The sequence below is a fragment of the Micromonospora sp. RTP1Z1 genome (assembly GCF_033804685.1).
Classification (GTDB): Bacteria; Actinomycetota; Actinomycetes; order Mycobacteriales; family Micromonosporaceae; genus Micromonospora.
Map to the genome: position 1 here is coordinate 138,106 of NZ_JAPFQV010000002.1, position 21,329 is coordinate 159,434.

Here is a 21,329-nt window from a genome sequence, read left to right on the forward strand (position 1 = left end):
CGCACCCGGCGCCCAGGGCGCGAGGCTCAGCCGGCCGTCGGCGCCGGGTCCTTCTCCAGCCAGTCCAGGATCGCGTCGATCGGCTCCCGCCAGCGGGCGTCCAGCATCAGGTCGTGGCCCATGCCGGGAAAGAGCAGCGGGGCCGAGGCGTACCGACCGGCCGCCCGGGTCAGCGCGGCGGCCGGCACCACCCGGTCGTCGGGGCTGCCCAGCACCAGCACCGGTGGGCGGCCCACCGCCGGCTCGGGCTCCCGGCCGGTCAGCAGCTGCCACTGCGCGCGCCGGCCGGCCCGGCCCAGCCGGGCGACGTGGCGGCGGGCCTCGCCGTCCGGCAACTCCCGGCTGAACAGCTGCCGGCGGCGCAGCCGCAGGCCGCCGCCGAAGACCGCCGGCAGGGTGCCACCGGGATTGCGCCGCAGCGCCGCGCCGAAGGTCCCCCAGCCGCCGAGCACCGGCGCCACCAGCACCGCGGCCCGGGCCGGGTAGCGGGCCAGCGCGTGGGCGACCACCCGGGCGCCGGCGCCGTGCCCCACCAGCACCGCCTGCCGCGGCAGGGCCGCCGCCACCTGGGTCACGTCATGGGTGTACGACCGCAGCGTCGCCTTCGGCGCCGGCTCGCTGCCGCCGTGCCCGCGCAGGCTGAGCGCGTACGCCGGGAAACCGCGGGACGCGGCGTGCTCCAGCCAGTGCTCGGCGAACGCCCACGCCCCGTGCCCGAACCCCGGCACGAAGAGCAGCGGCGGCCGTCCCTCCTCCAGCTCCGGCACGGCGCTGAGCACCTCGCGACGGGCCGGGCGCTCCGGCCGGGCCCACTCCCGCACCCGTACGACCCGCACCCGGTCGGTGGTCACTGGACCTTCCTTTCGTTCGCGACTGCGGGGCTCCGCTGCGCTGCACTCCTCGCGCTCACCGGGGCCTTCCTTTCGTTCGCGACTGCGGGGCTCCGCTGCGCTGCACTCCTCGCGCTCACCGGCTGCCCTCCAGGTCGTCCAGGGCGCGTTCGAGCGCCCGCAGGTAGTCGGCGTGGCCGACCTCGAACCAGTGCCGGGTGCTGTCCTTGACCGCGCCGGAGTAGCGCTCGCCGATGCCCGCGGCGACCTTCCGGTCGAACGCGGCGGCCCCGTCCGGCCGGCTCGCCCGCAGCCGCAGCAGCCGGGCGAAGAGGACGCTCTGCCAGTGCGAGATGGTGAAGATGCCGGAGTCCGGCTGCACCAGACCGACCACCGCCAGGGTGGGGTGACCGGCGGCGAACTCGTTCAACCAGAGGCGGGGCCGGCCGACGCCCTCGTCGTCGCCGAGCACCTTCGCCTCGAGGAACTCGAAGCGCGGCAGGTAGCCGGTGGCGAAGACGACCAGCTCGGGGTCGATCCGGCGACCGTCGGTCAGCTCGACCGACCGGTCGTGGAACCGGGCCAGCTCCGGCACCGGGGTGATCTCCCCGTGGCCGACGTAGTAGACGAGTTGGCTGTTGGCGATCGGGTGGGTCTCGTAGACCCGGTGGTCCGGCTTGGGCAGGCCGAACCGGGTGAGGTCGCCGACGGTGAGCCGCAGCGTCCAGTGGTAGAGCCACTGGCGGACCCGCAGCGGCACCCGCAGCGCGAGCAGGGTGTCGTTGACCTGGTCGGCGGGACGGCCGAGGATGTACTTCGGGGCGTACCAGTAGCCGCGGCGGGTGGAGTGCCAGCAGCGGGACGCCTGCTGGGCCGCCTCGACCGCGATGTCGCAGCCGGTGTTGCCGGCGCCGACCACCAGAACCCGCTTGCCGCGCAGCTGCGCCGGGTCCTTGTAGGACGACGCGTGCATCACCTCGCCGCGGAACTCCTCGAGCCCCTCGTAGCGGGGCAGCTTCGGCGACCAGTTGTGCCCGTTTGCGATGACCACCGCGGCGTAGCGGGAGGTGCGCTCCGGGCCGTACCCGCCAGTGCTGCGGGTGGTGACGTCCCAGCGGTCCCCCTCGACCGGCTCCACCCGGACCACCTCGGTGCCGAACCAGATGCGCCGGCGCAGGTCGAAGTGGTCGGCGTACCGCTCAAAATAGGAGAGCAGCTGGCTGTGGTGCGGATAGTCCGGCCAGTCGTCCGGCATCGGGAAGTCGGGGAACTGGGTGAACGGCCGGGACGAGATGAGGTGGGTGCTGGCGTAGACCGGGCTGCGGTCGTGCCGCCAGTTCCACGCCCCACCGACGCCGGTCTCCCGCTCGTAGCAGTCGACGCCGAAGCCGTGCTCGGCGAGGTTCTTTATCGCGGTGAGGCCACTGGCCCCGGCCCCGATGACGCAGACCGTGTCACCCCGGTCCGAGACCGGGCGGCCGTCCCGGGTCAGGGCGAGCGTCGCCGTCGGAGGATCGGGGCGGCCAAGGTCGGTGGAGGAGGACACCGGGGAATCTCCTTTGTGCGGCACGGTGTGCCGGGTCGCTGCGAAATCCTGCCGACAACTCCCGCCGTTGTCCAGCCCCGCCGCGCCGGCCGTGGTCGGCGGTTCAGTCGACGGCGGGCAGCAGCAGGTCGACCAGGACTGGGAAGTGGTCGCTGGCCCGGCGGGTCTGTGGCGTGTCCACCACGTCGTAGTCGACGACGGTGATCCGCGGGTCGACGAAGAGGGCGTCGATCCGGCGGCGCGGGTCGGCGCAGGGGTAGGTGTGCCGGTCCGCCCGGTCGGCCGCGACCGCGGCGTCGGTCAGTCCCTCCGCGACGGTCCGCCAGGCGGGCCCGTCCGGCCCCTCGTTGAGGTCGGCGCCGGCGATCACCGGCAGCGTGGCGGCGGCCAGCTCCCGCTTGAACGTCGCCGCCTGGGCCGGCCGTTCCGCCGGGTCGGTGGACAGGTGCGAACCGGCCAGCAGGAACCGCGCGGCCCCGACCTGGCACTCGGCGTACGCGGCGCCGCGCAGGTGCCGGCCGGGGGTCAGCGGGTAGCGCTGGCAGCGGGTGCTTCGCACCCGGATCTGGAGGCTGGTCAGCAGCAGGTTGCCCAGCGACGGCAGGCCGCCGGCGGCGACCACCAACCCGAACGACTCGGCCAGCGTGGCCGACTTCTGCCGCCACCGGAACCGCCGCGGCGCCTCCTGCACGATCACCACGTCCGGCGCGGCTTTCCGCACCACGGCGGCCAGCGCGGCCGTGTCGTCCCGCTGGCTGTGGATGTTGTACGACACCACGCGCAGCGGCACCCCCTGCACCGGCACCTCAGATCCGGCGGGCGAGGTCGGCGGCGCCGATGACGCCGGCGCTGTTGCCCAGCTCGGCCGGGCGGATCTCGGCCACCGGGAGGCGGCTGCGCTGCGCGAGGGCCTCGGTGAACGACCGACGGGTCGGGCCCATCAGCAGGTCACCGGCGTCGATCACGCCACCGCCGACGACGAGCACCTGCGGGTCGAGGATCTGGGCCATGTCCGCGAGGCTGGTGCCGAGCCAGCGCCCGACCTGGGCGAACGCCTCGGCGGAGACCAGGTCGCCGCCCTTGGCGGCCGCGGTCACCATCGGCCCGGTGATCGCCTCGGCCTCGCCGCCGGCCAGCTCCAGCAGGGCGGTCGCCCGGTGCGGCTCCTGGCGGGCGGCGGCGCGGGCGAAGCGGACCAGGGCGCTGCCGCTGGCGTACTGCTCGATGCAGCCCAGCCGGCCGCAGCCGCACTGGTGGCCGTCGGGCACGGTGAGCATGTGCCCCAGCTCCGCCGCGATGCCGTGGGCGCCGCGGAGCAGCTCGCCGTTGAGCACGATGCCGCCGCCCACGCCGGTGCCGATGGTGAACATGACCATCGAGTCGTCGGCTTCCCGCGCCGCGCCGTAGCGGAACTCCGCCCAGGCGGCGACGTTGGCGTCGTTCTCCACGATCACCGGCAGGCCGGTGGCGGTGCTGACGTACTCGCGCAGCGGCTCGTCCCGCCAGGCCAGGTTGGGGGCGAAGAGCACGGTGGAGCGGCTGGCGTCGATCCAGCCGGCCGCGCCGATGCCGACGGCCGCGATGCTGCGCCCGACGGCCAGCTCGGTGACCAGCTCGATGATGACGTCCCGGGTCTTGGCCACGTCGTCGGCGGGGGTGTCCCGTCGGGCCTGCACGAGAACCTTGCCGGTGTCGTCAACGACACCGCCGGCCACCTTCGTGCCACCGACGTCGACTCCGATGGTCAGCGTCACCGCTGCCACTCCCCTCTGCTCTGCTGCCCGACAGCGGCCGAACCGGCCGTGCGCTGTCCGGATGTCCGGTGGTCAGGCCCGGTCGCCTGGTACGTCCTCGCCCACCTCGCCGGACGCCCGCGAGGCGGGCACCACGGGACGGCCGGCCGGCGGCCGGATCGTCACCGGCGCGTCCGGCCCGGCGCCATCGGCGGGCGGCACGACGGAACCCGGATCGGCCGCGCCCTGCCCCCGGGTGGCGGCGGACCAGACGTCCTGCTCGGGTGCCGGCTGAGAATCATGCCCGGTACGGGTGGCCTCGCGCCACACGTGGTCCCCCGCCGCAGCTCCGGCGGCCGCTCCGGCGGACCCGCCGGCGGTCGGCTCGTCCGCCGGGCGGGCGGGTTCGGCCGGGGCGAACGCGCGCAGCAGACTGGCCACACCGGCGGCCAGGTCACCGGCTCCGGTGGCGAGCCGCTCGGCGAATTCGGGACTCGGGTCGCGCAACGCGGCGACACCCCGACAGACCGGGCAGATGCAGCATTCGGCCGAGCCGGTGGCGAAACCGACCGGCCCGGAGCCGGCACCGGACGCCGGGCCGTCCTCCCCGACGGTCCGGCCGGAGCCGGTGGTGTGACCGAGGACACCGGAAAGGATCCCACCGAGCGGACCCCAGGGCCCCGCCCCGGAAGCCGAACCGGCCAGCCGGGCGGTCGCCAGCAGCATGGCGACCAGACGTTCCGCCTCTTCCCGGGCCGAACCCGGATCCGTACTCCCCATGGTCGGCTCCTCTACCGTGCAGACCGGGTCGCCGGTCGGGTCAGTGGGCCGCACCGGGTGCTTCTACCCGGCGCTTGAGCTGCTTCAACGCGGTATCCATGATCATTTTCTCGGCCTTGCGTCGAAACATGCCGAGCATGCCCACCGAGAGCTCCACCTCGAGCGTGTACGTCACCGTCGTGGTGCCGTCCGGGTTGCCGACCAGGTCGTACGAGCCGCGCTGGGCCTTCTGCATCTTCGAGGGCTCGACCAGGTGCCACTCGATCCGCGAGAGGTCCTCGGCGTACTCGTAGGCCAGCACGTACTCGTCGGCCATCACGCCGGCGTCGATGGTGAACCGGACCTGGCTGGCGTACCCGTCCTCGTACTCCTCGACCACCTCGGCCCGCCGCACCGCTTCGGTCCACTCCGGGTAGCTGGGGAAGTCGCAGATGACCGCCGCCACCCGGTCCGGTGACGCGCCGATGATGATCGACTGGGTGGAGGAGTCCGCCATGGGGGGAGGCTACCCGGCGGCGGCCCCGGGCGCGCCGCTCCACCCCCACCCCCACGCCACCGGCGTCGGCGGCGCGGGGGCGGTGTCCCAACAGCCGGGCGGGCAACCTCCCTACCTCTCCCACCGGGGTGGCCAGGTAGGTTTCGACAGAGCCGACCACGGCCGGCCCGGCCAGTGCGAGCACGAGGGAGTGCAGGTGCGCGAGTTCTCCGTTCCGCCCATCGTCACCGTCGGCGACGCGGCGAACCTGACCGACCCGGTCTGGGACAACGCCGAGGTCGCCCCGGACACGGTGCAGTTCGTCCGGCCGACGCCGGCCGGCACCGAGAGCCGGGCCAGGGTGGACGTCACCTGCCGGCAGTTCCGCGACGAGGTCGTCGCGGTGGCCCGCGGCCTGGTCGCCGCCGGCATCTCCCGCGGCGACCGGGTCGCCCTGATGAGCCGCACCCGCTACGAGTGGACGCTGCTCGACTACGCCATCTGGACGGCCGGCGCGGTCACCGTGCCGATCTACGAGACCTCCAGCGCCGAGCAGGCCGCCTGGATCCTCGCCGACTCCGGCGCGGTCGCCGTCGTCGTGGAGAGCACCGCGCACGCCACCATGGTGGCCGGGATCCGGGAGCGGCTGCCCGAGCTGCGCCACGTCTGGCAGATCGAGCTGGGCGCGGTCAACGAACTGGTCGCCGCCGGCGAGTCGGTCGACCCGGCCGAGATCGAGGTACGGCGCAAGACGGTGAAGGCCGGCGACATCGCGACGATCATCTACACCAGCGGCACCACCGGCCGCCCCAAGGGCTGCGTGCTGACCCACCGCAACATGTACGCCAACATCGCCAACGCGGTGCCGGTGCTGCCGAACCTGTTCCGGCAGGGCGCCTCCACCCTGCTGTTCCTGCCGCTCGCGCACGCCTTCGCCCGACTCATCCAGATCGGCGTGGTGCAGGCCCGGGCCACCATGGCGCACTGCGCCGACCCCAAGAACCTGGTCGGCGAGCTGCAGGAGGTCAAGCCGACCTTCGTGCTCTCCGTACCCCGGGTCTTCGAGAAGGTCTACAACGGCGCCCGGCAGAAGGCCGAGGCGGACGGCAAAGGCAAGATCTTCGACCGGGCGGAGCAGGTCGCCCTCGCGTACAGCGAGGCGCTGGAGACCGCCGACGGGCCCGGCCTGTCGCTGCGCGCCCAGCACGCGGTCTTCGACAAGCTGGTCTACCGCAAGCTGCGGGCCGCGCTCGGCGGCCGCTGCCGTGACGCGATCTCCGGCGGCGCCCCGCTCGGCGCGCGGCTCGGGCACTTCTTCCGGGGCATCGGGGTGACCATCTGCGAGGGCTACGGCCTCACCGAGACCTCGCCGGCCGCCGCCGCGAACCTGCCCACCGGCACCAAGGTCGGCACGGTCGGTCGCCCGCTGCCCGGAGTCACGGTCCGGATCGAGGACGACGGCGAGATCCTGATCTCCGGCGACCTCGTCTTCCAGGGCTACTGGCACAACGAGGCGGCCACCGCCGAGGCGCTGACCAGTGACGGCTGGCTCCGCACCGGCGACCTGGGCCATCTCGACGAGGACGGCTACCTGAGCATCACCGGCCGCAAGAAGGAGATCATCGTGACCGCCGGCGGCAAGAACGTCGCCCCGGCCGTCCTGGAGGACCAGGTCCGCGCGCACCCGCTGATCAGCCAGTGCGTGGTGGTCGGCGACCGGCAGCCGTTCATCGCGGCGCTCGTCACCATCGACGAGGAGGCACTGCCGAAGTGGCTCGCCGCGCACGACCGGCCGGAGACGACCACGGTCACCGAGCTGCGGGACGACGAGGCGTTGCGGGCCGAGGTGCAGGCCGCGGTCGACCAGGCCAACCAGTCGGTCTCCAAGGCCGAGGCGATCAAGGTCTTCCGGATCCTGCCGCACGACTTCACCGAGGCCACCGGCGAGTTGACCCCCTCGCTCAAGGTCAAGCGGCAGGTCGTGCACAAGACGTACGCGGCGGAGATCGCCGACATCTACCGAGGCTGACTACGATCCGTCACGTGCCCGCCTCCACACCCCGCCAGCCCCAGACGCAGACCCTCGCCGCCGCGGCGCGCGGGGTCCTGCTCGCGCTGGTCGCCGTCCTCACCCTCTTCGCCACCCGCGACGTCGCCCAGCTCTGGTGGATAGCCCTGCTGGGCGTCGCCGGGCTGCCGGCCGTCCTCGCCCCCCAGCACCGGCTGCTCGGCCCGCTGAGCCGGTTCGCAGAGGTGGTCATCCTCGGGCTGGCCGCCAGCCAGGTCGCCGCCGACACCCAACTCACCGGCGTGATCGCCGGGCTGGGCGCCTCGGCGGTGCTGCCGTACCTCGCCGTGCCGGTGACCGTGACGGCGCTGCGCCGCCGGTTCGCCGAGGGTGCGGCGCTGCTCGCGGTCGCTGCGGCCACGCTGCTGGTCGCCGGCGCGTTCACCGAGGCCGACGGCGGCCGGCAGGTCACCGAGCCCGGCTACCTCGCGGTCTGCGCGCAGTGGCTTATCCTCGCCGGGCTCGGCCTGTACACCGCCCGCACCCTGCAGCGGGTGATGCGGGTCCGCAGCGAGGGCAAGCCGCAGCCGTACGCGGAGGCCACCCGCCTGCTGACCCAGCTTCGTACGGTCGCCCGCCAGCTGCCCGGGGCCACCCTCGACCCGGGCGGCATCTCCGAGCACCTGCTGGAGGAGCTCCGGGTGGTGGCGAAGACCGACCGCGGTGCGGTGCTCTCCGCAAGCGGCGGCGGCCGGCTGGTGGTGCTCGCCCAGGTCGGTGTGGACCGGGTCGACTGGGAGACCACCCTCGACGCCGACTCGGCGATCGCCGACGCCTGGGCCAGCCAGCAGGCGCAGACCTCGGCCCGCTCACAGGCCCGCTCGCACCGGTCCGGCGAGGTGTCGGCGCTGATCGTGCCGCTGGTCGCCGGGGTCCGGACGGTCGGCCTGGTGGTCCTCGAGGCGGACGCCGGGCACGCGTACCCGCCGCCGGTGGTGTCCCGGGTGACCGCGCTGACCGGGCCGGCGGCCCTACGGCTGGAGGCCGCCCTGCTCTTCGACGAGGTGCGGTCGCTGGCCACCAACGAGGAGCGGCAGCGCCTGGCTCGGGAGATCCACGACGGGGTCGCCCAGGAACTGGTGATGGTCGGCTACGGCATCGACAACGCGCTCGCCACGGTGCACGACGACACGGAGGAGACCGCCGAGTCGCTGCGCACCCTGCGCCATGAGGTGACCCGGGTGATCACCGAGCTGCGGTTGAGCCTGTTCGAGCTGCGCAGCGAGGTGGACCGGCACGGCGGCCTGACCGCCGCGATCGCCGAGTACGCTCGCACCGTCGGCGCGTCCGGCGGCCTGCGGGTGCACCTGTCGCTGGACGAGTCGACCGCCCGGCTGCCCGCCGCCACCGAGGCCGAGCTGCTGCGCATCGCGCAGGAGGCGGTGACCAACGCACGCAAGCACGCCGGGGCGTCCAATCTGTGGGTCACCTGTGAGGTGGACCCCCCGTACGCCCAGATCGAAGTGTCGGATGACGGTCACGGCATCGGTGACCAGCGCCCGGACGGGCACTACGGTCTTGCGATCATGGCCGAGAGGGCGGAACGTATCCGGGGCCGGTTGGAGATCAGGCCGCGGCAGCCCAGCGGGACGACCGTGGCGGTGGTACTCGGCTCCTCGCCCCGGCGCGATAAGGTGCGCGGCAGCACAGCAGCAGAAGGGGAGTAACCCGAGGATGACCACAAGTCCGACACCGGCCACTCGCACCAAGGTCCTCCTTGTCGACGATCACGATCTGATCCGCAAGGGTCTGCGGCACGCCTTCGAGCGGGACCGGCAGTTCGAGGTCGTCGGCGAGGCCGCGACGGCGGCGGAGGGCGTACGCCAGGCAGGGGCGCTCCAGCCGGACGTAGTGATCATGGATCTGCGGCTGCCCGACGGCAGCGGGCTGGAGGCCACCCGGGCGCTCCGCAAGTCCAGCGCGTCGATGGGCATCGTCGTGCTCACCATGTACGCCGGCGACGACCAGCTCTTCGGCGCCCTGGAGGCGGGGGCCAGCGCCTTCGTGCCGAAGACCGCCCCGGCCGACGAGGTGGTGGCCGCCGCCCGGCACGCCGCCTCCTCCCCCAGCGCCTTCACCGCGGCCGACCTGGCCGAGGCGATGAAGCGCCGGCTGGCCCCGTCCGGCCCGCAGCTCTCCCCCCGCGAGGGACAGGTGCTGCGACTGCTCGCCGACGGCATGAGCGTGGCGGGCATCGCCAAGCAGCTCTTCGTCAGCGAGTCGACCGCCAAGACGCACATCTCGAAGCTCTACGAGAAGCTGGGCGCCGCCAACCGGGCCCAGGCGCTGATGACCGCGCTGCGGCTCGGTCTGCTGGAGGCCCCGGACGCCCCCAAGTTCTAGGGGCTCCGACAGCTCACCCGAGAGGCCCGCGTCCGGATCACGGACCGGGCCTCTCCGGCATTCCGGGCCGTTCCGGCTGCACACGGTGAGGGCCCGACCGCACAGTGACGGGGGTCTTTGCACCGCGACAACGGGCGGGCAGAATACCCGGTGGCCCACGGGGCCGTGCTTCCACGCGGTGTCGACAAAAAGGGGCAGGGGCATGCAGCGGCCGGACTGGGCACCCGACACGATCGACATCGAGCGTCCCAGCGTCGCCCGCATGTACGACTACTACCTCGGCGGGTCGCACAACTTCGCCGCCGACCGGGCGGCGGCCCGGGCCATGGTGGAAGCGGTGCCGGAGGCCCCGCTGATGGCCCAGGCCAACCGGGCCTTCCTCCGCCGCGCGGTGCAGTTCCTGGCCGACGCCGGGGTACGCCAGTTCCTCGACATCGGCTCCGGCATCCCCACCGTCGGCAACGTGCACGAGATCGCCCAGCGGATCGACCCGGCGTCGCGGGTGATCTACGTCGACGTCGACCCGGTGGCGGTGGCGCACAGCCGGGAGATCCTCAACGGCAACGACCGGACCACCGTCATCCAGGAGGACCTGCGCCGGCCGGCGGCGATCCTGGCTCATCCGGAGGTCACCAAGCTGCTGGACTTCTCCCAGCCGGTCGCGGTGATGATCGTGGCGGTGCTGCATTTCATCCCGTACCAGGATCGGCCGGAGGAGATCCTGCGGACGCTGCGGGCGGCCCTTGCGCCCGGGAGCTACCTGGTGATGTCGCAGGCCAGCGACGACGGTCGCGGCGAGACCGGTGAGCGGGCCGAGGCGGAGCGGGTCTACCGCCGCACCGACAACCAGCTCTGGATCCGCAGCCGGTCCGAGCTGACCGCGCTCTTCGACGGCTTCGAGCTGGTCGACCCGGGCGTGGTCTGGGTGCCGCAGTGGCGTCCGGAGTCCCCGGATCAGGCGGAGAACGCGGAGCAGGCGGTGTTCATCGGCGGCGTCGGGCGGCTCGGTGGGTGACGGGGCCGCCGGGGTCCGCACCTGCCCCGGCACCTTCGCCCGGGCCTGGGCCAAGGCGGTCTCCGGGACGAGCTACCTGCCGATGACCCAGGCCCAGCTGGAGGCGCTGCTGCAGCGGCTCACCGAGCGGCTGGCCGTGGCGATCCAGGCCGAGCCGTTCGACCTGCGGATCGGTCAGCAGGTCGGCGCCGAACTGGTGGCGGCGCACATCGCCTCGGCGGAGGGGCTCGGCCGGACCATCGAGGTCATCCAGCTCCGCCTGGTCCGCGACCTCGGGCTGGTCGCCGACGACGTCGAGGACCGGATGGCCCGGCTGCTGGCCACCGTGGCCACCGGGTACGCCCGCGCGCTGCGCGACCGGACCCTGGACGAGCAGGAGTCCATCCGGCGGGCCGCGATGGTGGCCCGGGCGCAGGCCGAACGGGCGCTGCGGGACAGCGAGGCCCGGTTCCGGCACCAGGCCACCCACGACCCCCTCACCGACCTGCCCAACCGCACCCTGTTCACCGAGCGGCTCTCCGCCGCCATCGACGAGCCCGGCCGGGGCGCCGACCGGGTCGGGGTCTGCTTCCTCGACCTGGACCGGTTCAAGGTGGTCAACGACTCCCTCGGACACCAGGTCGGGGACGCACTGCTGGTGTCGGTGGCGCAGCGACTGCGCCGCGTCCTCGGCGAGCACCTGGTGGCCCGGCTCGGCGGGGACGAGTTCGTGATCCTGGTCGAGCGGACCGATTGCACCGACGACGCGGTCAAGGTCGCCGAGGCGGCCCTCGCGGCGGTGAGCGAACCGGCCCTGGTGTACGGACACGAGCTGACCGTGTCGGCGACCATCGGCATCGTGGAGCGGCAGGTGGCCGGCACCTCGCCCGGGGAGCTGATGCGGGCCGCCGACAGCACGCTGCACTGGGCCAAGGCGGCCGGCGGCGCCCGCTGGGCCCTGTTCGACGCTGACCGCAACCGTCGCGAGCTGGCCCGGTACGCCCTCTCGGCGGCCATCCCCACCGCCCTCGACCGGGGCGAGTTCTATCTGGACTACCAGCCCCTGACCTCCCTGCGGGACGGGCGGGTGGTCGGCATGGAGGCGCTGGTCCGCTGGCGCCATCCCCAGCTGGGCGTGCTCCGGCCGGATAGCTTCATCGGGCTGGCCGAGGAGACCGGGCTGATCGTCCGGCTCGGTGGCTGGGTGCTGGCCGAGGCCTGCCGGGAGGCGGAGCGCTGGTCGGCGGGGCACGACGACGCGCCGTTCGTCAGCGTCAACCTCGCCGTCCGGCAGGTGCACCGCCCCGGCCTGGTGCAGGAGGTGCAGGGCGTGCTCCGGCAGACCGGGCTGCCCCCGGAACGACTCCAGCTGGAGATCACCGAGAGCACCATGATGAGCGCCGTCGAGGAACCGGTGCGGGCCCTGCGGGTGCTTGCCGATCTGGGGGTGCGGATCGCCATCGACGACTTCGGCACCGGCTACTGCAACCTCGCCTACCTGCGGGACCTGCCGGTGACCGAGCTGAAGGTGGCCGGCGAGTTCGTGGCCGGACTGCGCGCCCCGGCCACCGACCCGGGCAGCCGTACCGACGAGCGGATCCTCGCCTCGCTGGTGTCCCTCGCGCACGCCCTGGACCTCACCGTCACGGCCGAGGGCGTGGAGACCGCCGACCAGGCCGACCGGCTGCGGGCGATCGGCTGCGACGCCGGTCAGGGCTGGCACTTCGGCCGTCCGGCCCCCGCCGACCGCGTCCTCACCCACCTGGCCTGAGCTCCCGCCGCGCCCACCGGAACCCGCCTGGGGGCCCGACGGCGCGACACGATGGGCCCGCCAGGGCCGGTGGGACGGAGGTCAGCCGGCGAGCAGGGCGGCCATCCGCTGCGCCTGGGTCTCCCAGCGCCACTCCCGCTCCACCCAGGCCCGGCCGGCCGCGCCGAGCTGACGGGCCAGGTCCCGGTCGGCGAGCAGCGTCGCCACCCGGTCGGCCAGCTGGGCGACGTCCCGACCGCGGACCACGTAGCCGGTCTCCCCCTCGCGGACGGCGTCCGGCGCCCCGCCGGAGTCGCCGGCCACCACCGGCAGCCCCGTCGCGCTGGCCTCCAGGTAGACGATCCCCAGGCCCTCGACGTCCAGGCCGCGATTGCGGGTGCGGCACGGCATCGCGTACACGTCGCCGGCCGCGTAGTGCGCCGGCAGCTCCGCCGACGGCACCGAGCCGGTGAAGACCACGTCCCGCTCCACGCCGACCTGCCGGGCCAGCTTCTCCAGGGCCGCCCGGTAGGGCCCCCCGCCGACGATCAGCAGCGCGGCGTCGGGCACCCGCCGGCGGATCTCCGGCATCGCCCGGATCAGCATGTCCTGCCCCTTGCGCGGCACCAGCCGGGACACGCAGACCACCACCGGCCGGTCGGCCAGCCCCAGCCGGACCCGCACCGGCTCCCCGTCGACCGACGGGTGGTAGGTGTCCACGTCCACCCCGGGCGCAAGCCGGCGCAGCTCGGTCACCCCGTCCAGCACCCGGGCCAGCCGCGCCCGGGTGTACTCCCCCAGGTAGGTGGTGACGTCCACGCCCCGGCCGATCCGGCGCAGCGCGGCGCGGGCACCGGGCAGCGCCGCCCAGCCGACCTCGTGGCCGTGGGTCAGGGCCACCGCCCGCCGGATCCCGGCCCGCCGGCGCAGCCCCGCCGCGAGCAGCCCCAGCGGGGCCGCCGCGCCGAACCAGACCGTGTCGCAGTCGTACGCGCGGGCCAGTTTCGCCGCGCGCCGGGCGATCAGCGGGGTGGGCAGCAGCACCCGGGTGCGTTCCCGAACCACCTCGAAGGGCTGATCGGCGTCGAACTTCTCGGCGCCCCGCCAGCTCGACGCGTACACCACCACCGAGCCGGCGGGCTGGCGCACCGCGAGATTGTGCACGAAGGACTGGATGCCGCCGGGGCGGGGCGGGAAGTCGTTGGTGACCAGCAACGTCCGGCTCATCGGCCGCTCTCCCTGGCATAGGCGCGGGCGGCGGCGATCCGCTCCACGGTGGACGGGTGCGAGGCCGACCAGAGGTACTCCCACCGGGGCGGGTCGGGGTCGGCCAGGTTCACCCCGGCCAGCCGGCGCTGCATCGCCTCGAAGGTCGCGGGATCGCCGGTCAGGGCGAGCGCGTGCGCGTCGGCCCGGGCCTCCACCCGTCGGGAGACCAGCGCCTGGACCGGTGCGGCGACCAACCCGACGACCGTGACCAGCGCGATCAGGAGCGGAAAGGCGCGCGGCTCGGCCACGGAGTCGACCCCGGCCAGTCGCAGCAGCGGCGCCCAGGAGCCGATCAGGTAGAGCGCGACCACCGCGGCGGCGGCGCCCAGCGCCCCGGTCAGCGTGCCGACCCAGACGTCCCGGTCCTTCGCGTGCCCCAGCTCGTGCGCGACCACACTGGTCACCTCGGCCGGGGTCGCCTCGCGCAGCAGGGTGTCGTAGACCACCACCCGCCGGGTCGGCCCCAGCCCCGAGACGTACGCGTTGACCGCCTTCGTCCGCCGGGACGCGTCGGCGACCAGCACGTCGCGCACCGGCACGCCGTCCCGGGTGGCCAGCGTCATCAGCTCGCTGCGCAGCGGACCCTGCTCCATCGGGGTGAACCGGTTGAACACCGGCTCGACCAGCACCGGGAGCACGAACGACAGCAGCACCACCAGCCCGGCCGCGCCGGCCGCGCCGAACGCCCACCACCAGCGCGGGGCGACCCGGACGACGGCGTAGAAGCCGAGCAGCGCGAGCCCACCGATGATCGCGCTGACCGCGTACGACTTGAGCAGATCGACCGCCCAGCCGCCCCAGCCCTGGGTGCTCAGCCCGTACCGGGTCAGCACGGTCTGCCGCCAGGCGGCGAAGGGCAGGGTGAGCAGGTCGGCGAGGAGCACCACGGCCAGCCCGCCGAGGACCGCCCGGGCGGTCCAGTGGCCGCCGAACGGCCGGCCGGCCAGCTCCACCAGGCGGCTGCCGAGCGGGGTCAGCCCGAGCAGGAGGGCCACCGCCAGGCCGACGGCGAGCGCGCCGTACCCGCCGGGGCGCAGCGCGGCGTGGAAGGCCCGGCCGCGGGTCACCTGGTCGACCGGGAGGGACCGCAGCGCGGCGAGCTGGTCGGCCCGGGGCGCCGGGGGTCGACTCCAGGGGATCAGCAGGGCCCCGGCGACGACCAGCGCGACGGCCAGCCCGGCCAGGGTCAGCACCGCCCAGCCGCGCGGGCTCACCGCCACACTCCGCCGCCGCGCCGTACCCGCTTCATACCGCTCCTCCCGCCGTGAGCGCCCATCCTATTGCCCGACGCGGGCGTACCGGCTTGGGTGCCCGCGACCGGATCAGGCGGCCCGGTGGCGGCGTCGGGAGCGGGGCAGGGCGGCCGGCGGCGGCAGCACCTCCACCTCGAAGCCGGCGCGGGCGAACACCTCGATCGCCCGGTGCTCGGGGGCGCCGAGGTCGACGGCCGGCGAGCCGGTGTCGAGCAGCGCGGTCACCAGGCAGCCGGAACAGCCCGCGCCCCGGATCCCGCACCTGTCGCAGTCGATGAGCATCAACGCCTCCTGACGCGTTCGCGGCGGCGGCGGGCGGACGGCGTCGTGGCCGCCCGACCACCGTCGGTCACGTCGACGCTAGGCGAGGGGTGTGACAGAAACGGACAACGAGGTCGCAGCCACCCCGAATCCGATCAAGCGACGTCAGGAGCGGGCCAGCCGCCGCAGCAACGAGTCGGCGCCGAGCGGGTACGCGCCGTGCCGGCGTACCCCGTCGGCGACCTCCCGGTCGGAGGAGATCACGACCACCGGCCGGCCGGTGGGCTCGGCCCGGACCAGCCGGCGGATCAACTCGTCGGCGGTCTCCCCCTTGCGGGAGAAGAGCACCCGCACCCCCCTCGGCGTGGGCGGCAGGCCGTGCATCCGCTCGGCCCCGTCGAAGACCACCGTGACCTCGTCCCCGGTCTGCGCGGCGAGCCCGCCCAGGCCGGTGATCAGCCGCTTGCGCTGCTGCTCCAGGGACATCTCGCCGAAGCCGCGCTTGGTCACGTTGTAGCCGTCGACGACCAGGTGGGCCCGGGGCAGGGCGAGCAGCTGGTCCAGCCGGGCCGGGTCGTCGGTGTCCCGGGCCCGGGCGGCGGCGCCGGCCGGGGTGGTCGCCGACTGGTCGGCGAAGGCGTCGGCGACGAAGTCGGCCGGCAGCTTCTCCACCGGGTCCAGGGCCCGCTCGCGACGCAGCCCGACCGCCGCCTGGCCGATGGTCTCCAGCAGCAGCCAGAGCCGGGCGTCGTCGATCGAGCGGGCCTCCTTGGCGCTGGCCCGGGCGACCCCGGCGGCCGACTCCGCCTCGGCCAGCCGCGCGCGGGCCCGCCGCAGCTCCGCCTCGGTGTCCGCGGCGGCCCGGGCCGCCCGGCCGCGCTCGGTGGCGAGCAGCTCGTTGGCGCGTCGCTCCCGGGCCTGGGTCTCGCGCAGCGTACGGCTGACCTGTCGGGACTCCTCGCGGAGCTGGCCCAGCTCCTCCCGGACCCGGGCCAGCTCGTCGCGGAGCTTCTCGGCCTCGACCCGGGCCACCGCCCGGTCGTGCTCGGCGCGGGTGGCCCGCTGCTCGGCCTCGCGGACCAGCTCCGCCACCACCGCGCTGTCCGCCTCGGCCCGTACCGCGGCGCCGCTCGCCTCGATCAGCTCCCGCCAGCGGCGCGGCCGGGCGAGGTACGCCAGGGCGGCCACCTCCACCGGGTCGGCGGCGGCCGGCGCGGTCCCCTCGACCACGGCCGTCCCGAGATCGCCGGTGTCGGCCAGCACCCGCGCGGTCACCCGCTGCCGGAACAGCGGATCGGCGGTGAGCTGGGCGGCGATCGCCGGTGCGCCCAGCCGGGCCCGGCGGTTGGAGGCGAACTTGGCCACCCGGCGCAGCGGGACGGGCACCTCGTCGGTGGGCATCGCCGGCAGCACCGCGGCGGTGAGCGCCACGATCCGCTGGCGGACCGGCTCGGGCAGCGTCGGCTCGGGCTCCGGCGGGGTGGGTCCGGTCTCCCCCGGTCGGGACTGCTCGGCCTCGGTCGGACCGGACGCGAAGTCGTCCGCGCCGCCCCCACCGGCGTCCTGCCCGGCAGCCACCGGCCCCGCCTCGGGGAGGTGGTCGTCGTGCGGCTCGGTGAGGGGCGTGTGGCAAGTCTCCCACCGCGAACGGGCCCAGCGCCCAGCGAGTGAGCCGATCTCTCATCCTAGACCCATGGTGACTGCCGGGACCGTTGAGACGGGAGTGTCGGACCCGGCCGCTAGCGTGCCGCGGGTGGCACGAGCGGAGTACGTCCAGGAGTCGCTGGCCGGGCTGGACCGGACGGCGGGCGCGGGGGTGGACCCCGCGCTACTGCTGTACGCGACCACCTTCGTGGTGGTCGACCTGGAGAACCACCGGCGGCGCGCCGGACGGCGGCGGGATCACCGAGATCGGCGCGGTGAAGGTGCGCGGCGGCGAGCAGCTCGGGGTGCTCGCCACCCTGGTCAACCCGGGGGTGCCGATCCCGCCGTTCATCACCGTGCTGACCGGGATCACCCAGGCGATGCTCGTCCCGGCGCCGCCGATCGAGCAGGTGCTGCCGAGCTTCCTGGAGTTCGTCGACGACGCCGTGCTGGTCGCCCACAACGCCCCCTACGACGTGGGCTTCCTCAAGGCGGCCTGCGTCAAGCACGGCTACCGCTGGCCGAACCCCCGGGTGCTGGACACCGCGGCGCTGGCCCGCCGGGTGCTCACCCGGGACGAGGTGCCCAACCGCAAGCTCGGCACCCTGGCCGCCTACTTCCGCACCGCCACCCAGCCGACCCACCGGGCGCTCGACGACGCCAAGGCGACCGTGGACGTGCTGCACGGGCTGATCGCCAGGCTGGGCGGCCACCGGGTGGAAACCGTCGGCGACGCGATCGAGTTCGCCCGCGCGGTCACCCCGACCCAGCGTCGCAAGCGGCACCTGGCGGAGGGGCTGCCGAAGGTGCCCGGGGTGTACATCTTCCGGGCCGCCGACGACCGCCCGCTCTACGTCGGCACCTCCGGCGACATCGCCACCCGGGTGCGCAGCTACTTCACCGCCGGGGAGAAGCGGGCCCGGATCTCCGAGATGCTCGCCGCCGCCGAGCGGGTCGAGGCGGTCGAGTGCGCCCATTCCCTGGAGGCCGAGGTCCGCGAGCTGCGGCTGATCGCCGCGCACGCGCCGCCGTACAACCGGCGCTCCAAGTACCCCGAGCGGATGGTCTGGCTCAAGCTGACCGATGAGGCGTACCCCCGGCTGTCGGTGGTGCGGAACCTCGCCCCCACCGACACCGCGTACCTCGGGCCGTTCCGGTCCAAGCAGGCCGCCGAGCTGGCCGCCGCGGGCTTCCACGACGCCGTACCGCTGCGCCAGTGCACGCACCGGCTCTCGCGGCGCACCACCATGCCGGCGTGCGTGCTGGCCGAGCTGGGTCGCTGCCCGGCGCCCTGCGAGCATCGCGTCACCCCCGAGGAGTACGACCACCGCGCCGCCGCGCCGTTCCGCACCGCGACCACCAGCGACCCGCAGGTGGTGGTGGACGCGCTGCTCGCCCGGATCGAGGTGCTCGCCGGCGACCAGCGCTACGAGGAGGCGGCGGTGGTGCGGTCCCGGCTGGCGGCGGTGCTGCGCGCCACGGTGCGGATGCAACGCCTGGTCGGGTTGACCCGGGTCGCCGAGCTGGCCGCCGCCCGGCGCGCCCCGCACGGCGGGTGGGAGCTGGCCCTGGTCCGGCACGGTCGGCTGGCCGGCGCCGGGGTGTCCCCGCCGGGGGTCCACCCGCGACCGACCCTGGAGGCGATCCGGGCGACCGCCGAGACGGTGCTGCCCGGCCACGGTCCGGTCCCGCGGGCCTCCGCCGAGGAGTCCGAACGGATCCTGTCCTGGTTGGAGCGAGCGGAGACCCGGCTGGTGGAGGCCTCCTCCGGCTGGGCCTCGCCGGTCACCGGCGCGGGCCGCTTCCGGGACCTGCTGGCCAGGGCGGAGAACGGCGGGTCCCACCAACTCTCGACCGAACGCTCATGACCAAGTGACCGATCGGCCTACGTCGACTCCCTTAGGCTGTTGGAGAAGTGCAGTCCTGCCCGTTTCGCGGGCCTGCTCCCGGTCGTCGGTGACAGCGACCGTGGGCCGGGGTGAGGAGGTGTCCCAGGTGGACGTCGACGCCGGACACGGCGCCGCCCTGGGTGGCGCCCTTCCGATCCAGCCCGGGGAGCTGCCGCTGACCCGCCGGTTGCGCTCCCTGCTCACCTGGCCCACCAGCGACACCGACCCGGTCAGCGTGCTGGTCCGCGCCCATCGGAACATCCACGCCAGCGCGGACTCCTCCGTGCTGCGCCGGGCCTACACCATCGCGGAGAACATGCACCGCGGCCAGTTCCGCAAGAGCGGCGAGCCGTACATCACCCATCCCCTGGCGGTCGCGCAGATCTGCGCCGACCTCGGCATGGACACCATCACCCTGGTCGCCGCGCTGCTGCACGACACCGTGGAGGACACCCGCTACACCCTTCAGGCCCTCGCGGAGGACTTCGGCCGGGAGGTGGCCCACCTGGTCGACGGGGTGACCAAGTTCGACAAGGCGTTCTACGGCAAGGCCGCCGAGGCGGAGACCGTCCGCAAAATGATCATCGCGGCCGGCAAGGACGTCCGCGTGCTGATCATCAAGCTGGCCGACCGGCTGCACAACATGCGTACGCTCGGCGTCCGGTCCGCCGCCTCCCGGGAGCGCATCGCCCGCAAGACCCAGGAGGTGCTGATCCCGCTCTGCGACCGGCTGGGCATCCAGACCCTCAAACGGGAGCTGGACGACGTGGTGCTCCTGCACCTGGAGCCGGACGAGCACGCCCGGATCGCCCGACACGTGCACGACCGGCCGGGCTGGGACGCGTACCTCGAGGACGTGGTGGCGAAGACGAAGGCCGCGTTGCGCCGCAACCGGGTGGACGCCGAGGTCTCCCCCCGTCCGCGGCATCTCTACTCGATCTGGAAGGACACGGTGGCCGGCGGTCACGCCGCCCCGTTCGACCTGCCCCGCGTCGCGATCGTGGTGGAGGGCCCGACCACCGACTGTTACGCGGCGCTCGGCGCGGTGCACGGGCAGTGGCGCCCGATGCCCGGCCGCTTCAAGGACTTCATCGCCTCGCCGAAGAACAACCTCTACCGGTCGCTGCACACCAGCGTCCGGGGGCCGCAGGACCGCACGGTCGAGGTGCTGATCCGGACCGAGGAGATGCACCGCGCCGCCGAGTACGGCGTCGCCGCCCACTACCGCTTCCCGCGCACCACCGGCCGGACGGCCGACCGGGCCGACGAGCTGGCCTGGCTGCGCCGGGTGCTGGACTGGGAGCAGGAGGCCGTCGACCCGGCGCAGTTCCTCGAGTCGCTGCGCTGCGACCTGGCCGAGGCGCAGATCCAGGTGGTCGCCGACGGCCGGCAGGTGGTCCTCCCCGCCGGCGCGACTTCGGTGGACCTGGCGTACGAGCTGGGCGCCGAGCGCGGCGACCACTGCCTGGCGGCGCTCATCAACGGCCGGCTGGCGCCGCTCTCCTCCGAGCTGAAGGAGGGCGACGTGGTGGAGATCTTCACCGAGTCCGACGCGGAGAGCGGCTTCGAGGCCGACGCCGCGCCCCGGGGGCCGCGCCGGGAGTGGCTCGACTTCGTCAAGTCGCCGCAGGCCCAGATGCAGATCAACCGCTGGTTCGCCGGGCACACCGAGCCGGGCATCTCGATCGCCGACAAGGTACGCCTCGGCCGCGCCACGATCGGCCTGGCGCTGCGCAAGCACGACCGGGGGCTGGCCAGCGACCTGCCGCTGCTGCGGCTGTCGGAGGAACTGGGCTATCCCGACCTGGAGACCCTGCTGGTGGCCGTCTTCGACCGGGCGGTCGAGCCGGACGCGGTGGTCCGGCAACTCATCGACCTGGTCGACCACCGCCAGTAGCCGAACGCCGCTCGCACGGCGGGACCGGGCGGCCACTAGCCTGGAGGCATGATCCCCCGCGCGCGTGCCACCGGACGGGCCCTCGGCTACCAGATCTTCTACCGGCTCCCCGTCCCGCTGCGCCGCCGGTTGGTCCGGCTCGCCGTGCCGAAGTACATCGTCGGCGCGGTCACCCTGGTCCGGGACGCCGACGCGACGGGGTCCGGCCGGCTGCTGCTACTGCGCCAGCCGCCCGGCCACAGCTGGACGCTCCCGGCGGGGCTGCTGCAGCGCGGCGAGGCGCCGGTGGTCGGCGCGGCCCGGGAGCTGTTCGAGGAGTCCGGCATCCGGCTCTCCCCGGACCGGCTCCGCCCGGCCGTGCCGAACGCGGTGGTGCACGCCAAGGGCTGGGTGGACGTGGTCTTCGAGGTGGAGGTCCCGGCGTCGACCACCGAGCTGGTGGTGGACGGCGCCGAGGTCTTCGAGGCGGCCTGGCACCCGCTGGACGACCTGCCCCGGCTGAGCCGGGCCACCGCCAACCTGCTCGGCCGCTACGGCATCGGCCCACAGGCCGGGCAGGTCCCGCCGGCCGCCCCGCTGGGAGCGTGACCGGGGCCG

17 protein-coding genes and 1 pseudogene are annotated in these 21,329 nt (G+C 74.3%); 8 read left to right on the plus strand and 10 right to left on the minus strand.

Annotation, left to right across the window (positions count from 1 at the left end):
* Nucleotides 1-26: 26 nt before the first annotated feature.
* The 6 genes from SLP03_RS02045 to SLP03_RS02070 all read right to left on the minus strand — a co-directional run bounded on the left by SLP03_RS02045 (nucleotide 27) and on the right by SLP03_RS02070 (nucleotide 5,385).
* Complete coding sequence (locus SLP03_RS02045; protein ID WP_319458749.1) at nucleotides 27-851, minus strand: alpha/beta hydrolase; 825 nt, start codon at nucleotides 849-851, stop codon at nucleotides 27-29.
* Nucleotides 852-966: 115 nt separating this feature from the next.
* Nucleotides 967-2,376 carry a flavin-containing monooxygenase gene (locus tag SLP03_RS02050; RefSeq protein WP_319458750.1) on the minus strand — a complete coding sequence of 470 codons (1,410 nt, stop codon included), beginning with the start codon at nucleotides 2,374-2,376 and terminating at the stop codon, nucleotides 967-969.
* 103 nt (nucleotides 2,377-2,479) lie between these two features.
* Nucleotides 2,480-3,175, minus strand: a complete 696-nt coding sequence (locus tag SLP03_RS02055) for an endonuclease/exonuclease/phosphatase family protein (protein WP_413644203.1) — start codon at nucleotides 3,173-3,175, stop codon at nucleotides 2,480-2,482.
* Nucleotides 3,176-3,182: 7 nt separating this feature from the next.
* Complete coding sequence (locus SLP03_RS02060) at nucleotides 3,183-4,130, minus strand: ROK family glucokinase (RefSeq protein WP_319458752.1); 948 nt, start codon at nucleotides 4,128-4,130, stop codon at nucleotides 3,183-3,185.
* 72 nt (nucleotides 4,131-4,202) lie between these two features.
* Complete coding sequence (locus SLP03_RS02065; RefSeq protein WP_319458753.1) at nucleotides 4,203-4,889, minus strand: hypothetical protein; 687 nt, start codon at nucleotides 4,887-4,889, stop codon at nucleotides 4,203-4,205.
* A 40-nt stretch (nucleotides 4,890-4,929) separates the two neighbouring features.
* Nucleotides 4,930-5,385: an SRPBCC family protein gene (locus tag SLP03_RS02070; RefSeq protein ID WP_319458754.1), complete on the minus strand. Its 456-nt coding sequence runs from the start codon at nucleotides 5,383-5,385 to the stop codon at nucleotides 4,930-4,932.
* 196 nt (nucleotides 5,386-5,581) lie between these two features.
* On the opposite strand from SLP03_RS02070, the gene SLP03_RS02075 reads away from it, so the two are divergent.
* The 5 genes from SLP03_RS02075 to SLP03_RS02095 all read left to right on the plus strand — a co-directional run bounded on the left by SLP03_RS02075 (nucleotide 5,582) and on the right by SLP03_RS02095 (nucleotide 12,540).
* On the plus strand, nucleotides 5,582-7,393 hold the full coding sequence (locus SLP03_RS02075) for a long-chain fatty acid--CoA ligase (RefSeq protein ID WP_319458755.1): 1,812 nt from the start codon (nucleotides 5,582-5,584) through the stop codon (nucleotides 7,391-7,393).
* Nucleotides 7,394-7,407: 14 nt separating this feature from the next.
* Entirely contained in the window at nucleotides 7,408-9,099 is a 1,692-nt protein-coding gene (locus tag SLP03_RS02080) for a GAF domain-containing sensor histidine kinase (protein WP_319458756.1), read from the plus strand.
* Between the two features lie 7 nt (nucleotides 9,100-9,106).
* A complete protein-coding gene (locus tag SLP03_RS02085) occupies nucleotides 9,107-9,775 on the plus strand; it encodes a response regulator transcription factor (RefSeq protein WP_007072219.1) in 669 nt (222 codons plus the stop codon).
* A 202-nt stretch (nucleotides 9,776-9,977) separates the two neighbouring features.
* The gene (locus SLP03_RS02090; protein WP_319458757.1) at nucleotides 9,978-10,790 is read left to right on the plus strand and encodes an SAM-dependent methyltransferase; all 813 of its coding nucleotides are present in this window, start codon (nucleotides 9,978-9,980) and stop codon (nucleotides 10,788-10,790) included.
* An 82-nt stretch (nucleotides 10,791-10,872) separates the two neighbouring features.
* Nucleotides 10,873-12,540: a bifunctional diguanylate cyclase/phosphodiesterase gene (locus tag SLP03_RS02095; RefSeq protein ID WP_319458804.1), complete on the plus strand. Its 1,668-nt coding sequence runs from the start codon at nucleotides 10,873-10,875 to the stop codon at nucleotides 12,538-12,540.
* An 81-nt stretch (nucleotides 12,541-12,621) separates the two neighbouring features.
* Here SLP03_RS02095 and SLP03_RS02100 read toward each other — a convergent pair whose 3' ends face one another.
* From SLP03_RS02100 to SLP03_RS02115, 4 genes are all read right to left on the minus strand, one after another.
* Nucleotides 12,622-13,746: a glycosyltransferase family 4 protein gene (locus SLP03_RS02100; RefSeq protein WP_319458758.1), complete on the minus strand. Its 1,125-nt coding sequence runs from the start codon at nucleotides 13,744-13,746 to the stop codon at nucleotides 12,622-12,624.
* Nucleotides 13,743-15,002, minus strand: coding sequence for a M48 family metallopeptidase (locus SLP03_RS02105; protein WP_319458759.1), 1,260 nt, complete (start codon nucleotides 15,000-15,002; stop codon nucleotides 13,743-13,745). The genes SLP03_RS02100 and SLP03_RS02105 overlap by 4 nt, the downstream gene beginning before the upstream one ends.
* 108 nt (nucleotides 15,003-15,110) lie before the next feature.
* On the minus strand, nucleotides 15,111-15,323 hold the full coding sequence (locus SLP03_RS02110) for a hypothetical protein (RefSeq protein ID WP_319458760.1): 213 nt from the start codon (nucleotides 15,321-15,323) through the stop codon (nucleotides 15,111-15,113).
* A gap of 144 nt (nucleotides 15,324-15,467) precedes the next feature.
* Nucleotides 15,468-16,979, minus strand: coding sequence for an NYN domain-containing protein (locus tag SLP03_RS02115; RefSeq protein WP_413644205.1), 1,512 nt, complete (start codon nucleotides 16,977-16,979; stop codon nucleotides 15,468-15,470).
* A gap of 76 nt (nucleotides 16,980-17,055) precedes the next feature.
* Here SLP03_RS02115 and SLP03_RS02120 point away from each other — a divergent pair.
* The 3 genes and pseudogenes from SLP03_RS02120 (at nucleotide 17,056) to SLP03_RS02130 (ending at nucleotide 21,320) form a co-directional block, all read left to right on the plus strand.
* Nucleotides 17,056-18,814: pseudogene (locus SLP03_RS02120) on the plus strand (DEDD exonuclease domain-containing protein).
* A gap of 127 nt (nucleotides 18,815-18,941) precedes the next feature.
* Nucleotides 18,942-20,732, plus strand: coding sequence for a RelA/SpoT family protein (locus SLP03_RS02125; RefSeq protein WP_319458805.1), 1,791 nt, complete (start codon nucleotides 18,942-18,944; stop codon nucleotides 20,730-20,732).
* Nucleotides 20,733-20,780: 48 nt separating this feature from the next.
* Entirely contained in the window at nucleotides 20,781-21,320 is a 540-nt protein-coding gene (locus tag SLP03_RS02130) for an NUDIX hydrolase (RefSeq protein WP_319458762.1), read from the plus strand.
* Nucleotides 21,321-21,329: the final 9 nt, after the last annotated feature.